The organism is Roseibium sp., from assembly GCF_965229775.1.
Lineage (GTDB): Bacteria > Pseudomonadota > Alphaproteobacteria > Rhizobiales > Stappiaceae > Roseibium.
The window spans coordinates 3,592,087-3,606,251 of the sequence record NZ_OZ245929.1 but is presented as its reverse complement, the minus strand read 5'-3'; the positions used below and the strand labels follow the sequence as shown (position 1 = coordinate 3,606,251).

General features: G+C 60.1%; 12 protein-coding genes. 5 read left to right on the top strand and 7 right to left on the bottom strand.

Going from position 1 to position 14,165, the window contains the following annotated elements:
* The 4 genes from ACO07N_RS16275 to ACO07N_RS16260 form a co-directional block, all read right to left on the bottom strand.
* On the bottom strand, nt 1-1,296 hold the full coding sequence (locus ACO07N_RS16275) for an MFS transporter (RefSeq protein WP_421982023.1): 1,296 nt from the start codon (nt 1,294-1,296) through the stop codon (nt 1-3).
* 295 nt (nt 1,297-1,591) lie between these two features.
* A complete protein-coding gene (locus ACO07N_RS16270) occupies nt 1,592-2,332 on the bottom strand; it encodes a class I SAM-dependent methyltransferase (RefSeq protein ID WP_421982022.1) in 741 nt (246 codons plus the stop codon).
* Between the two features lie 732 nt (nt 2,333-3,064).
* On the bottom strand, nt 3,065-3,532 hold the full coding sequence (locus ACO07N_RS16265) for a GNAT family N-acetyltransferase (RefSeq protein WP_421982021.1): 468 nt from the start codon (nt 3,530-3,532) through the stop codon (nt 3,065-3,067).
* Nucleotides 3,533-3,548: 16 nt separating this feature from the next.
* Complete coding sequence (locus ACO07N_RS16260; protein WP_421982020.1) at nt 3,549-5,150, bottom strand: peptide chain release factor 3; 1,602 nt, start codon at nt 5,148-5,150, stop codon at nt 3,549-3,551.
* 206 nt (nt 5,151-5,356) lie between these two features.
* Here ACO07N_RS16260 and ACO07N_RS16255 point away from each other — a divergent pair, with 206 nt between their 5' ends.
* Both ACO07N_RS16255 and ACO07N_RS16250 read left to right on the top strand, forming a co-directional pair.
* On the top strand, nt 5,357-5,884 hold the full coding sequence (locus ACO07N_RS16255) for a hypothetical protein (RefSeq protein ID WP_421982019.1): 528 nt from the start codon (nt 5,357-5,359) through the stop codon (nt 5,882-5,884).
* A gap of 22 nt (nt 5,885-5,906) precedes the next feature.
* Nucleotides 5,907-6,461 carry a DUF2585 domain-containing protein gene (locus ACO07N_RS16250; protein ID WP_421982018.1) on the top strand — a complete coding sequence of 185 codons (555 nt, stop codon included), beginning with the start codon at nt 5,907-5,909 and terminating at the stop codon, nt 6,459-6,461.
* 949 nt (nt 6,462-7,410) lie between these two features.
* Here ACO07N_RS16250 and ACO07N_RS16245 read toward each other — a convergent pair.
* The 3 genes from ACO07N_RS16245 to ACO07N_RS16235 all read right to left on the bottom strand — a co-directional run bounded on the left by ACO07N_RS16245 (nt 7,411) and on the right by ACO07N_RS16235 (nt 11,025).
* The gene (locus ACO07N_RS16245) at nt 7,411-8,976 is read right to left on the bottom strand and encodes a di-heme oxidoredictase family protein (RefSeq protein WP_421982017.1); all 1,566 of its coding nucleotides are present in this window, start codon (nt 8,974-8,976) and stop codon (nt 7,411-7,413) included.
* A gap of 344 nt (nt 8,977-9,320) precedes the next feature.
* Entirely contained in the window at nt 9,321-9,995 is a 675-nt protein-coding gene (locus tag ACO07N_RS16240) for a GntR family transcriptional regulator (protein WP_421982016.1), read from the bottom strand.
* On the bottom strand, nt 9,988-11,025 hold the full coding sequence (locus tag ACO07N_RS16235; RefSeq protein WP_421982015.1) for a Gfo/Idh/MocA family protein: 1,038 nt from the start codon (nt 11,023-11,025) through the stop codon (nt 9,988-9,990). The genes ACO07N_RS16240 and ACO07N_RS16235 overlap by 8 nt, the downstream gene beginning before the upstream one ends.
* A gap of 186 nt (nt 11,026-11,211) precedes the next feature.
* On the opposite strand from ACO07N_RS16235, the gene ACO07N_RS16230 reads away from it, so the two are divergent.
* The 3 genes from ACO07N_RS16230 to ACO07N_RS16220 all read left to right on the top strand — a co-directional run bounded on the left by ACO07N_RS16230 (nt 11,212) and on the right by ACO07N_RS16220 (nt 14,152).
* Nucleotides 11,212-12,225, top strand: a complete 1,014-nt coding sequence (locus ACO07N_RS16230) for a TRAP transporter substrate-binding protein (protein WP_421982014.1) — start codon at nt 11,212-11,214, stop codon at nt 12,223-12,225.
* 116 nt (nt 12,226-12,341) lie between these two features.
* Nucleotides 12,342-12,872: a TRAP transporter small permease gene (locus tag ACO07N_RS16225; protein ID WP_421982013.1), complete on the top strand. Its 531-nt coding sequence runs from the start codon at nt 12,342-12,344 to the stop codon at nt 12,870-12,872.
* Entirely contained in the window at nt 12,869-14,152 is a 1,284-nt protein-coding gene (locus tag ACO07N_RS16220) for a TRAP transporter large permease (protein WP_319386462.1), read from the top strand. The genes ACO07N_RS16225 and ACO07N_RS16220 overlap by 4 nt, the downstream gene beginning before the upstream one ends.
* Nucleotides 14,153-14,165 lie beyond the last annotated feature (13 nt).

Here is a 14,165-nt window from a genome sequence, read left to right as displayed (position 1 = left end):
TCATGCCGCGTTCGCGGTACCGGGCGTCGCAAACTGCCCTGCCCTGCCTATAAGCTTCGGCAAGCGCCAGATGACGGGGATGGCAACAAGCGTTGCGGCGAGCGCATAGTAGACCGGTGCATAGTCGTCGCCCGTCCTGTTGACCAGATAGGTTGCGATCATCGGAGTCGTTCCGCCGAAGACGGCCATGCAGATGTTGTAGCCGAGGGCAACCACGCTGCAGCGCAGGTGTGCCGGGGCCGTCAGCGTCAGAGCCGTTACCGACAGTGCCCAGCCCGCCGTGCTGCTGAGCGTCAGGCCCAACTGGCCCGCAAACACGGAAAACACGTCCGTCCGGTGCATCAGCCACCAGCTCGGCCCGGCCAGAACCAGCGTCGCAACGGCCCCGGCCATGAAGACAGGGCGCAAGCCGAACCGGTCCGCCGCCAGGCCGCAGACCGGCACGAAGAGCGCCATGACGATGAGGTTGATCGTGGTGATGTCCAGCGCTGCCGCAGAGGAAAACCCGGCTTCGGAGCCCAGATAGGACACCGCATAGACGTAGATGACAAAGTAGATGACCGCCGTCGGGATCAGCAACAGGACCATCTGTCCGATGAGTGCCGAATGATCCCGCAGGCTCTGGATGACCGGAGACGTGCCGTCACCCGCGTCTGCTGATCGTTCGCTTTCGGTCAGGTTCAAACGCAGGATCGCGCTGAAGATCGCGACCAGGCCGCCAAGCGCAAACGGTATCCGCCAGCCCCAGTCTGTCATCTGTTCCGAACTCAGGATGGAACTGAGCCCGGCCGGAACGGCCGAGCCGAGGACACAGCCCCACATCATGGCAAAGGCAACCCAGGCGCCGGTCATCGCCTTGCGCCCTTCGCCCGCCTGTTCGACCAGCAGCACGCCGGACGCCGTATATTCCCCGGCGACGGATATGCCCTGAACGATCCGGATCGCCACGAGCAGGAACGCGGCCGTCAGTCCGACCTGCTCATAAGTTGGCAGCGCGGCGATCGAAAACGATCCGCCGCCCATCAGGAGCACGGAAATCATCAGCGCTGCCTTGCGGCCGACCCGGTCGCCGATATGTCCGAATATGACGCTGCCGACAGGCCGCGCCGCGTAACCGACCGCGAGGACCGCGAATGCGGACAAGAGCGAGGCCAGCTTGTCCTCGGAGGGGAAAAACAGGGTTGCCAGCGTCGGGGCGAGAAAGCCGTAAACGGTGAAGTCATACCACTCCAGGACGTTGCCACTGGATGCGGCGACGATTGCCCTCGGTGTCAGTTTCGTTTTCTGTTCGGACATTGCATCCCTTTGGACAAGGATCCTAACGCGTTTCACCCACGCATCGGCAACAGGCGGGTAATCGTGGCGGCGTTAAAGTTCTGGATGAAGAGCGGCTGCGGCCGGATTAGATGAGTCTTTGTAGGAGTTTAGAGCGTTTCGTTCCGAAGTTGAATCATTTCCTGAATCAATACGAAAACGAGAAAAAGCCGCGCCCGCGAACGCGCCGCGGCAATTTGCCGTCACGCGAGGCGCAAACCGGACTACTCGAAAAGCGGCCTTGAAGCCGTGATCTTGTGCAGCGAATTGGTAATGCCTAACCGGCCTTTTCCGCCGAGAGCACGATACAGCTCGGGTTGTCGAGATACCAGGCCCAGCCGACAAGGTGATGTTCCTGATCCGGCGGAAATTTCAAGGGATGCCAGCGGACATTTTTGAGCCCGGCGCGGTGCAGGGCCTGTTCATGCTGCTCCCGGCTCCACTGCCAGATCGGCACTTCGAAGTCCCCGATCACGAGCGCGTGCGCCGGTGGTTCGATGATGCGGTAGCGGAAACCGATGCGGGTCTCCATGTCGTCCGGCGCGCTGGTGAAGTCATAGTCCGGATTGATGGTGTAGGTGACGAACCTTCCTCCGGGCGCCAGGTTGCGGCCGATCAGGTCTGCCATCCGGTCGAGTTCTTCACCACTATGCGCATAATGGAAGAGATACATCGCCGTGACGATGTCCGCCGGCGGTGTCATCTGAAACGTCTCGTCCGCCGCGCTGATTTCGGCGTAGGTGACCCTGTCGGCGAAGGCTTCAGGCTGCCCTTCCGCGTTCTGCGCGCGGGCGCGGTCCAGCATTTCTTCCGAGACGTCGAGCCCGAGAACCTCCGCTGCGCCGCCATGAGCCAGGACACGCGTCAGACGGCCATCACCGCAGGCAAGATCCAGAATCCTCCTGCCGTCGACGGAGCCAAGCACGTTCAGGAAGGTCGTCCATTCAAGCAACCGGTAGGGGTTGTCGGCAACCGACTGCTGCAGATACGGCGAGGGATTCTTGTCATAATCTGCCATGGAAGCTCCCCGTCGATTGCGGCACGGCCCATCCTGTCACGCATCGTGGCACGGGCTCTTGTTGTTCCGTGTCCGCAAACCTCAACAGGCTTTTGGACGCTTCCCGTAAGTTTCCTGCGAATGGCGCACGAAATCAATTTCGATCTTGGTATGCCATGCCGCCGGCAGCTGACCCATGTCGACTGGTTCCGCCTGCGTGCTCGTCCTTAGGGGGAAGTGCCTGCGATAGGAAGCCAAAATCGCGCGCCCTTCCGATCGTCATTGCAGGGCCTGACGCTGCAATCCATGCCGTTTGCGCTCGAATCGGGAAGTTCGTCGAGCGGCACCGGATCGGCATGGATGCCATGGTCGAGCCATGGCATGACCTGGAAAACGCGTCAATCACACCCCGCCGGATCGGCATGACAGTTGAGTGTGAAAAACCTCATCCTGAGGAAGCGCGGCAGCGCTGTCTCGAAGGATGAGCCACTTGGCATCTGCAGAGTGCCCATCCTTCGGGATGTACCCTACGGCCCTCCTCAGAATGAGATTGTCATTCCCAAATAGCCGTCCCGGATTGCAGCACAAGCGAGAAGACCGGGAATCAATCGTCCGTGTGCGAAGAACCGGACCAGTCGGTCGAGCACGTGATTACTGGATCCCTGCCTTCGCAGGGATGACAAGAAACTGGAAACCCGTGATTCCAGTTCGCGCCAGGGCGGAGGTTCTCTTGGCTCTGGAGCCGGAGAGACATCAATCCGGCGCCAGAACCTTTTCCATTTCAGCCGTCCTCCGCCAGCCGTCCTGTTCGTAGAGCGGACGGGACATGTCCGTAGCGTGGAGAACGGCATAGGTCAGACCGCGCTTTCTGAATTCGCTCTCGGCAGCCTGCATCAGTTGCCGGGCAACGCCCTGCCCGCGCGCCTCGGGCTCCACGAAAAGGTTCAGAATACGGCCCCGTCTGGTGGTTTCGGGATGGGCCGGATGCGGCGGAAACTCGATCTCCATCAAACCGATGCCGCCAACGGGACGATTGTCCAGGTCGGCGACAAACCCGAAATAGACCCTGTCGGCAAGCCGGTCCCGAAGCCATGCGCGGAAGGCGGGGTCCATCCGGGCAATCAGGTCTTCGCCAAGGTCCATCGAGCGGAACATGTCGTTGCGCTGTCGGCAGATCAGGTCCAGGTCGTGTGGCGTCAGGGGTCTGAGGTTGCAGGTCATTGGCGGATCGGGAGTGTTACGCCTCGTAGACGATCTCGCGGGTTTCGCGGAAAGTCACATCGGGGAATTTCTCAGTGATATGACCGACTTCCCAGGCGTTCTTGAACAGGAACACCGGCTTGTCATCGCGGTCGTTGGCAACCGACATGCGGTGACCCTCGATGATCTTCTGCAGCGTCTGGCTATCGGTCTCGATCCAGCGGGCGGTGTTGTAGGGCACCGCTTCAAAACCGATCTCGGTGCCGTATTCGGCCTTCAGCCGGTCGACAACGACGTCGAGCTGCAGGGCACCGACCACGCCGACGATCCAGTTGGAGCCGAGATCCGGCTTGAAGATCTGGACAAGGCCCTCCTCGGCGAGGTCCTGCAGGCCCTGGCGCATCTGCTTGACACGCATGGTGTCGGACAGGCGCACGCGGCGCAGGATTTCCGGCGCGAAGGCCGGAAGGCCGGTGACGTGGATGTTCTCGCCCTCGGTCAGCGTGTCGCCGACACGAAGCTGGCCGTGGTTGGGCACACCGATGACGTCGCCCGGATAGGCCAGGTCGGCGATTTCGCGTTCCTCGGCAAAGAAGAAGATCGGAGCGGAGACGGCGATCTGCTTGTTCGCGCGTACGTGTTTCAGCTTCATGCCGCGCTTGAAGGTGCCCGAACACAGGCGCACGAAGGCGATGCGGTCGCGGTGCTTCGGATCCATGTTGGCCTGTACCTTGAAGACGAAGCCGGTGACCTTGTCCTCTTCCGGCATGATCGTGCGTCCGCCGGTTGCCGGCTGGGAATGCGGTGCCGGGGCATTGTCGGCGATGAAGTCGAGCACTTCCTCGATGCCGTAGTCGCGCAGAGCAGAGCCGAAGAAGACCGGGGTCAGGTGGCCCTCGAGAAAGCTCTCCTTGTCGAATTCGGCATAGCCTTCCGCGCCGAGTTCCACGTTCTCGGTGAGCTCCTCCATGATCCGGTCGAACACGGTGCACGTCAGCACCTCGTCCTCAAGACCGGTGACGTCTTTTGTTTCGGCGTATGGTCCGCCGCGCTCGCCCTCCGAGGTGTGGAACTTCTTCTGCTGCCAGTCATAGACGCCGAAGAAGTCGGAGCCCATACCGACCGGCCAGGTCTGGGGCGAGACGTCAAGCGCGAGCGCTTCCTGCACCTCGTCCAGGATCTCCAGCGCGTGGCGGCCTTCCCGGTCGATCTTGTTGACGAAGGTGATGATCGGAATGTCGCGCAGGCGGCAGACCTCGAACAGCTTGCGGGTCTGCGTCTCGATGCCCTTGGCGGCGTCGATCACCATGATCGCCGCGTCCACGGCGGTCAGCGTGCGGTAGGTGTCTTCGGAAAAGTCCTCGTGGCCCGGCGTATCGAGCAGATTGTAGACGATGCCCTTGCGCTCGAAGGTCATGACCGAGGACGAGACGGAGATGCCGCGTTCCTGCTCGATCTTCATCCAGTCTGAGCGCGCCCGGCGGCGCTCGCCGCGCGCCCGCACCTGCCCGGCGGCCCGGATCGCGCCACCCGACAGAAGCAGCTTTTCGGTCAAGGTGGTCTTGCCGGCATCCGGGTGGGAAATGATTGCAAACGTACGCCGTGCTTGAAACGGCGCTGTACCGTTGAGGCCAGACATGAAGGTCTCCTGGTCCGTTGAGCCGGCAGCGGCTGCGCAATCGCGACGGTTGAAACCGGTGCGCAACAACACTCTTGGTGGCCGGACGGATTGATGTTTCGTTGGCGCAAGGTCATAGAGGGAAACCGGTCCAATATCCAGCGCGAATGTGAAAAGACACCTCAAGCGAAGGACTGCTGGTTTGCCGAAGCGGAGGAAGGTTCAAGTTGGCTAAGCCATTGCGTTCCAGATTGATAAAGTATGCGTCGAACAATTGGTTTCGAAGTTCCATTCTGATCTTGGGTATCTTGGATTCCAGCGTTTCTGCCGGTCAGACGATCCATAGTTCCACTTGTCCGGTCTCGTGGCTGAGCATTGTAGAAAAAGTGGCCTCGGTCCGAAGCAAACTTCCGGCTGGGAAAAATGTCGTGCTCTTCTCCGGACCCGATGGCGAAGTGTACAACTGCCTCGATGAGGCTATTCCTGACCAAGATCTCGAACAGATAAGGTTCTTTAAAAAATCACTGGCGCAAGCAATGGCACAAAACAGGCTGGACAGGCCTGGAACGGAAACAGGTTACTGCGACTACGGTTCGTATCCCGACGAACGGTCCTCAGTCCAATACATGTTCAATCTTCCCTATGATGCAGCCGAACTTTACAGCGACCCATGCGCCGGCAGGCTCGAAATCTATCTTCGATCTTTGAGCGAGAAAGCGCAGCCACATTCGTCAAAACACTCTTCTCCAGAGTGATTTCAGCAAGAAGAGTGATCCTATGAGCCAGAAAAAATGCCTGATCATCGGCCTCCTGATGATCGTCGCGACGGCTGTCATCCTGCTGGCGATGGGCCGCATTCCGATCTGTGACTGCGGCTATGTTCTCTTCTGGACACCGGCGGACGATCTTGCCGGCTCGTCCCAGCATATCGCCGACTGGTACACGTTCTCCCATATCATTCACGGCTTCATATTCTACTGGGTGCTCTGGCTCCTGTTCCGCCGCAGCACGGTTTGCGAGCGCGCGCTCGGGGCGATCTTCCTCGAAGCAGCCTGGGAAGTTGCCGAAAACAGCCCCTGGATCATCGACCGGTACCGCGAGGCGACCATTGCCGTCGGCTACACAGGTGACAGCGTGCTCAACTCTGTCTTCGACATCCTCTGGATGCTGGCCGGGTTCTTCTTCGCCTGGCGCGTGCCGGTCTGGGTGACGATCCTCGTCGCCGTCATCTTCGAGCTGCTGGCGCTCTGGGTGATCCGCGACAACCTGACCCTCAATGTCATCATGCTTGTCTATCCCATCGAAGCGATCAGGACCTGGCAGGGGGGATGAAGCCGCGCTTTCGGTGCGAAGGACGTCTGGTTACCGTGTCAAGCCGGGCACTTGTTCCGGATCAGCGCGCAGCCTCGCTCCGCTCGTCCGGGATGACGATGAGGGGTACAGCGTTCCCCTAGCCGTCATTCCAGACAAGTGAGGCGATGCTGAACGCGGATCTGGAATCCAGAAATCTGCGTGAGCGAAGCGAACACTCATGCCGATATGACCGTAAACAGTCACGCCTTCGGCGCGAATTACATCTGGATTCCGGATCTGCATGCAGCTGGCGCTGCACTTGTCCGGAATGACGGACTTTTGCAGCCGGTTGCTGTCAGCCCATGAACTGCTCCGGAAAGGAGTGGGTCCCGGATCTTGCTCCGCTCGTCCGGGATGACGATGGAACGACATGAATGCAGGGACGTGTCACTTCCCTCGTCCGGGTATTTGACCCCCTGCCTCATCCTGAGGAAGCGCAACGCGCTGTCTCGAAGGATGGGCTGTTTGCTCGGAGACTGCCGCCCATCCTTCGAGACAGGACTGCGGCCTTCCTCAGGATGAGGGTGGAAGTCTTGAACAGCGCACAGATACGAAGTGAGACACTTCTATCTCATCATCCCGGTTTGCCGTACGGGCGTCACCCCGGACAAGCAAGAGCGCAGATTCTGGGTCCAATCGCCTGACGACTTGTCTACGCGACTGCCGTGAACTCGTTGATGCCGCGCGTATACATTGGCCCTAAAGCTTGCCGTTCCCTTCTCCTCATCCTGAGGAGAACCGAAAGGTTCGTCTCGAAGGATGGGATACTTGCTCGGAGACTGCCGCCCATCCTTCGAGACAGGCCTGCGGCCTTCCTCAGGATGCGGAGGCGTTGCGGGAAGCTACTTGGCCCTTTCAGCCCAGGGTGTCTGTGATCGATGACGGCGCAAAATGGTGGCCAGGCATTCAGGCTTGGCCACCTCTCGCCTCAGCGCAACTGCGCGGCCGGTTTGACGGGCGGAATGGCGTTCACCTCCAGCGCAGCTTTGCGGACGACGCCCGGTGCAGCGTCCCGCGCGGCGTGTTCTTCCTCTTCTTCTTCCGGGTCGAGATCGATCAGGATCAGATTTTCCAGGAAGGCGATCAGAGCCGCACGGTCTTCCTCGGGCAGGGCCTCGTAGGCCAGACGGCTTTCCTCGGCCTCGCCGCCATGGGCCAGGATGGCGTCTTCCAGCGTCGTTGCATTGCCATCGTGCAGCCAGGGACCGGTCGAGCCGACACCAGCAAGTGATGCCGTCGGCCACACCGAGGCTCCAAACCCGTGCACGTCGACGGGGTCGGCGAGCTTTTCGCCCATGTCATGACGCTTGAAATCGGAATACCAGGCGACGAGGGCAGACCCGTCTTCCGCCTTCGGGAACGCGCCCAGATTGACGACCTCGCCGCCAGGAAGCTCAACGTGGTTGTTCGGTGAATCGCTCGTCAAGTCGAACCAGATCGCAGTGTCGGCAGCAAGCCCCGCATCTGCGGTTTTCTGGCCGGACGGGAACACGGTCTCCTGAAACCCCTCCTGCAAGCTCGGCTCGCTGAAAATCGGCGTGGACACGCTCATGACGGGCATGTGGCAAGTTGTGCATTTCGCTTCGGCGAGCTTTTCCTCGCCCCGTTCAATTTGCGCCCTTTCCTCCGGCTCAAGCTGCAGAATTCCGCGGCGATGAAGTTCCAGCCTGGACACCGGGCGTTCCAGTGCCGCCATGTAGACGGTCAATGCCGTGAGGTCTCCGACGGACAATTCGTTGGTCACGCCATCATGATCACCGTCATGACTTCCCACGAGTTCTTCCGCCTGCATGCCGAGTTCGTTATGCGCCGCGTGGCGCGTGAAGGCGCGCAAGGTTGCGTGTGATCCCTTCCAGCCGAACATCCTGACGATAAGGTCCTCGTCAACGCCCTCGACGCCGCTGCGATCATAGTCCGCAACACATGTTCCGGTTTCCGGACTGAGCATCGGCTTTGCCGAGAGCGTACCGAATTCAACGCTCTTGGCGACAAGCCGCACTGACACCCGCTCGTTGAGCTTGCATGCGTCCGCTTCAAGCTTCGCCTCGGCGGCTTTCAGTTCGGCCGTCATTTCCTCCGCAATGCGCTGGACTGCACCCAGCGCAAACAGGTGCGGCGTGTTGCGATGGAGATACTTTGCAGGGTCGCCCGAATGTAATGGATCGACAATGGCGTTGAGCGGGTTCGGGCCGGCCCCGTTGGCATAGGGCGCGGAGTGGCACGAAATGCAGGACTGGGCGACCGGTCCGGCCTCTCTCTTCGGAAGATGGTTGGTCCACTCGCCGAAGGCATCGAGATCCGCCCGGGGCATGCGCGTGAAACGGCGGCCGTCCTGAGAGACCTTGGCGCCGACACCACGCTCCAGCGTGAAGGACGCCTCCGTCAGCTCATCTCCCGCATCGAAAGCATCGATGAAGGCCTTGCCGGGATCCTCCTTCACCTTCTCGTTCAGAACGGCCTGGTCGAGTTTTTCAGGGGCGTCGGCCAGGCTCATGCCGGGTGTCCCGATCGTTAGCAATATCCAGAGAATGCCCGTTTGACGTGCAGGTGATACGACCATGATTACTGCCCTTATTTTCGGCTTTTCAACAATCACCGATCACGTTTGCGTGAGAATAAGGCGCAAAAAAGTATTCCCTCAAAAATTATTACATTAAATTTTTGGAATAAAATATGGCTTCAGGTGTAGCGAAACAGAGAGTATTTTTCTTATTTAAAATCAAAGGTTAGATATTTTCCGCTTCGGAACTTTATCTAGCCGATTTCTTGCACCGGATCGTGCTGCCGCGTTTGACTGGCCGGTCTTTGACACGAACCGGGCCATGTCGCTCCATGGATCTAGAGCTGAAACAGCTTGTGCTTCTTGAGAAGGTCTATCAGAACCTCGCGCGCATCGCGGCGGTGGTTGCGGTGGCGTTCGCGCGCTAGCGCCGGGTTGCCCTGCCGGATCGCGTCATAGACAGCGCGGTGGTCTTCGTTCGACTTGACCGGCAAGGGGCGGATGAACAGGGTCATGGCGCGCGCACGCCGGACCTGGTTCGCCATCATCGCCACGATGGTCTCCACCCTGGAATTGCCGCCCAGCCTCACAAGTTCCTCGTGGAAGGCGTTGTCCGCGACGGCCCAGGCCTCACGATCCTGTTTCTCCAGCGCGGTTTCCATGGCCTCGATCGACTGCTTCAACGCACCCAGAGCGTCTTCGGAATAATCCTTTTCCGCCGCCTGTTCCGCGGCGAGGCTCTCCAGTTCGGTCAGGACGGCATAGATTTCTTCCATGTCCGTCAGGGACAGGGAGGAAATGCGAACGCCCTTTCTCGGACGGACTTCAAGGAGCCCCTGCTGGGCGAGCATCAGCGTCGCCTCCCTGACAGGTGTGCGCGACATCCCCAGACGGTCGGCAAGCTCGCTTTCCAGGTGATCGGATCCGGCCGCAAGTTCACCATCGAAGATCAGCTGACGGATCTGCTCCATCGCCTGTGTCGTGATCGTCTTCGGCTTCGGTGCTTCAAGCAACGGCAAACTCCCGGATTTTCTGACCCAACCGGTCGGACTCATAGATTGCCTGTTCTATCGCAATTACCTTCAGATAGTCACTTGCCTCATTTTCCAATGGTTTACCGTCCAGCATCCCGTCAACCACGTGGCTGATGAGGTTCCTGACACAGTCGCCGCCGAACCCCTCCCATTCCCTTGCGGCAAGCAAGACGCTGTCTTCGAGCGATCCGAAATGGCGCAGATGAACGGACCCGTCTCCGGCAAGGGTCAAGGTGCCCCGCGTCCCTTCAGCGAGCGCTTCGCCGAGCGTTGTCCGGCAGTTTTCAGCGGCATGGTCGAGCAGACGATTGCCGTCGAAAAGCGCCCGCACGCCATTGGCATAGTCGAAGATGAAATAACCGGCATCCTCTCCGGCGATGACCGGATTGAGTTTGCGAAGGTCGGCATATACGGCTTCGGGCTCCCCGAGGAGGTAGCGGAAGGTGTCGACCCAGTGCACACCGGTTTCGTGGATCAGAAGCTTCGGCATCGTCTGAAAATAGGGCTGCCGGTCGAGGTAAGCCTCCGGCCCCTGCCCGTCTCCCGTGCGGAGCCGGAACGTGAGCTGGAGAAGATCTCCGATCAGGTTTTCGTCCAGCGCCTGTTTGATGGCACGATACCAGGGCTGGAAGCGGAAGTTTTCGTGGACCACCAGCACGACGCCCGCCTTTGCCGCAAGATCGGCCGCCTCGCGCGCTTCGGTCAGCGACGTGCAAAACGGTTTCTGGCAGATGATCGCCCTGACACCCCTTGAAATCGCGGCCGTGATTGCAGGCAGGTGGGTTGGCGGCGGCGTGATGATGTCCAGCAGGTCGGGACTGGTCATCCTGAGCATGGTGTCCAGGTCGTCAAAGGCGGATTGTCCCGTTGCCCTTGCCTTTTCCGGATCGCGGTCGCACGCACCGACAAGTCTGACCCTTTGCAGTTTCCGCCAGGCTTCGTAGTGGAACCGGGCAAAATAGCCGGCTCCCAAGCAGGCGACGCGCAAGGTGTCCTTGCCTTCCACCATCGATTCACTCCCCTTCAGACGAGTCTTTCTAGCAGTTCTTTTGGGCCCTTGCCCGCTGTTCCGGCGCCGGCCTGTTGCCTTTCGTGATACGGGAGCCGGGCCGAGTTGACAAGGGATTGAATTACGTATACGCAAACAAATGTGTAAATTGATACGATCTCAAATCCGATCGTGGGAGGAGACCCAATGCTTGACAAGAAATCCCTGAGCCGCCTGTTTTTGAGCGCGGCGCTCGTCGTCGCAGGTGCCGGCAGTGCCCTTGCCGTTGAAACGCTTCGGTTCAGCCACACCGACAACCCCGGCGGCTCGCGCCAGGCGGCTGCGGAACTGTTCGCCGAGAAGGTCGCCGAGTACACGGACGGCCGCTACGAAGTGCAGATCTTCCCGTCCGGACAGCTCGCCAACGACCCGAAGGCAATCGAACTTCTGCAGCTTGGCGGCATCGACTTCACTGTGTCCGCAACAGGCAGCTATGCAACGCATCTGCCGTCCCTGAACCTCACCGCCATGCCGTTCCTCGTCGACACCTACGAGCAGGGCTGGGAACTCTATGACAACTCGGCCTGGCTGCAGGGCGAATTCGAAAAGCTGCCGGAAAAAGGGTTCCGCGTCCTGTCGACCTGGGAAGCCGGCTTCCGCAGCTTCACCACCAATGAGCCGCTCGCGTCGCCGACCGATGCGGAATCGATGAAAATGCGCGTTTTCCCGAATGACATGATCCGCTGGTCCATGGAGGCAATCGGCTTCCAGACGGTGGTGATGCCGATCACCGACGTTTATCTCTCCATCCAGCAGGGCATCGTGAACGGTCAGGAAAACCCGGTCGACACGATCAACTCCCTGAGGTTCTACGAAGTCGCGCCGCACATCACGCTGACCCGGCACGTCTACAGCCCGCTGCCGCTGACCATCGCGGAGAAGACCTGGCAGTCCTTTTCCGATGAAGACAAGGAAGCCGTCCTGAAGGCGGCCGCGGAATCGGCAACCTTCAGCCGTGACCTCGTCAAAAGCTCGGTCGACAGCCAGCTGACGCAGATGACCGAGGAAGGCGCCAAGGTCAGCGTGCCGGAAATCGGTCCGTTCCGCGAAGCCGTTCAGCCGGTCTATGCAAAGGCGAAGGACGTCTATGGCGCAGAAGCCGTCGACAACATCCTTTCCGATGCCGCGGCCATCAGGGAAGCGCTTCCGGCTCAGAACTGACCGGGCAGGAAGGTCATCCCCTGCACGCCGGGCTGCAACGGCGTGCAGGCATGACCTGACGGATTGACTGGCCGGAACCGGATCGGTTCCGGCTCTTTTCAAAAAAGAGAAGTCCCTTGGATTACCGAGATCATTATCCGGCTGTGCTGCGCTGGCTCAGCCATCTGGTGGACGTTTGCCTCATGCTGGGCGGGTTTTCCATCGTCACGCTGGTTTTCTGCAATGCATCGCTGCGCGGTTTTGCCGGCTTCGATCTGGCCTGGTCGCTTGAGGTCACCAGCTTCCTGCTGCTCTGGAGCACGTTCATCGGCTGCGCCGCTGCCGTCGCAAGAGGTGCGCATATGCGCGTGACCGAAATCGTCGAACGGTTGATGCCTTATCGCGGCCAACGCGTGCTTTCGATCGCCATCGACGTCATCATCGCCGTCCTGCTGATGAGCCTGATCTACACCGGATACAACATCTCGGTTCATACTTGGGCGCAGAAGACGACGGTCCTCTATTGGCCGGTCGGGCTCCTGTACGCGTCCATGCCGGTCGGCATGGCCCTCACGCTGATTTTCCATCTTTTCAACATGGTGTTCGACATTCGCAATCCCGTCGTTCCCCATGCGACCCATTCAGACGGTGGCGAGGCACTGCTATGATCCTGCTTTTTGTCGTTGCCGTTTTCCTGACGACGGTTTTTCTCGGCATTCCCCTGGTCTGGGCCATCCTGATCACGGCCGTTCTTCCCATCATCGTGTTCGACCTCGGCTATCCGCTGCAGGCGCTGTTCCTGAACTTCATCGGCGGTGTCGAACCCAACCACTTCCTCGCCATCCCGCTGTTCATCGTCGCGGGTGAAATGATGAGCCGGGGCGGTGTCGGACTGCGCATCATCGGCTTCGCCCGTGCCGCCTTCGGCTTCATGGCAGGCGGGCTCGGAATGGTCGTCGTCGGCGCATCGATGATCTTCGGCGGCATTTCAGGATCGGCAATCGCGGACAGCGCCGCGATCGGATCGGTCATGATCAAGAACATGTCGCGGGAAGGCTACAACACCGCATTCGCGGCCGGGCTTGTCGCGGCAGCCGGCACCATCGGTATCATTATCCCACCCTCGATCCCGATGCTGATCTACGGTTTTGTCGGAAATGTCTCGGTCGCGGACCTGTTTCTGGCCGGCATGGTCCCCGGCATCCTGTTCGGCGCCATGTTCATGGCGGTCTGCTACTATGTCGGCAAGACCAGCAAATGCGATCCGGGCGGACGCACCACCACCTTGCAGGAGCTGACAAGCTCGTTCATCGGCACGGCCCCGGCCCTTTTCATGCCGGTGCTGATCCTCGGCGGCATTTTCACCGGATGGGTGACACCGACCGAGGCCGCGGCCCTGGCCGTTGTCTACGGCCTGTTTGTCACCACCGTCGTCTACCGGGACTTCAAGCTGAAGGATTTGCCAAGGCTGCTGGTCGATTCCTTCGTGACCAGTTCCGTCGTCATGGTCGTGATCGGCGCGACGACCGTCCTCGGCTGGCTGATCACGCTGGAACAGATGCCGCAGATCCTGGTGGGATTCGTTCAGGACTTTTCAAGCGGCCCGTGGATGTTCCTGCTCCTGGTCAACATTGTCCTCTTGGTTCTCGGGCTGGTGCTGGATCCGGTGCCCGCCATCCTGCTGACGGCTCCGCTGTTCCTGCCGACAGCCAAGGCGTTCGGGGTCGATCCGGTCCATCTCGGTGTGATCATGACCTGCAACGTGGCCGTCGGCCTGTTTACCCCGCCTGTCGGCGCGACGCTTTATGTCGCCTCGAGGATCTCCGGGGTCGGCGTCCTGTCGATCGCCCGCAACATGGCGCATCTTTACCTAGCGGCGATCGCTGCCCTTCTCGCTGTCACCTACCTTCCCTTCGTGTCGATGGGTATGGTCTACTTGTTCCGATAGGGAGGAAAGATAG

Excerpts from the sequence above, each read along its gene's own strand:
- ACO07N_RS16220 (WP_319386462.1), top strand. The coding sequence starts at position 12,869 with ATGATCCTGCTTTTTGTCGTTGCCGTTTTCCTGACGACGGTTTTTCTC.
- ACO07N_RS16235 (WP_421982015.1), bottom strand. The coding sequence starts at position 11,025 with ATGGTGGAAGGCAAGGACACCTTGCGCGTCGCCTGCTTGGGAGCCGGC.
- ACO07N_RS16275 (WP_421982023.1), bottom strand. The coding sequence starts at position 1,296 with ATGTCCGAACAGAAAACGAAACTGACACCGAGGGCAATCGTCGCCGCA.
- ACO07N_RS16265 (WP_421982021.1), bottom strand. The coding sequence starts at position 3,532 with ATGACCTGCAACCTCAGACCCCTGACGCCACACGACCTGGACCTGATC.
- ACO07N_RS16245 (WP_421982017.1), bottom strand. The coding sequence starts at position 8,976 with ATGAGCCTGGCCGACGCCCCTGAAAAACTCGACCAGGCCGTTCTGAAC.
- ACO07N_RS16270 (WP_421982022.1), bottom strand. The coding sequence starts at position 2,332 with ATGGCAGATTATGACAAGAATCCCTCGCCGTATCTGCAGCAGTCGGTT.
- ACO07N_RS16260 (WP_421982020.1), bottom strand. The coding sequence starts at position 5,150 with ATGTCTGGCCTCAACGGTACAGCGCCGTTTCAAGCACGGCGTACGTTT.
- ACO07N_RS16230 (WP_421982014.1), top strand. The coding sequence starts at position 11,212 with ATGCTTGACAAGAAATCCCTGAGCCGCCTGTTTTTGAGCGCGGCGCTC.
- ACO07N_RS16250 (WP_421982018.1), top strand. The coding sequence starts at position 5,907 with ATGAGCCAGAAAAAATGCCTGATCATCGGCCTCCTGATGATCGTCGCG.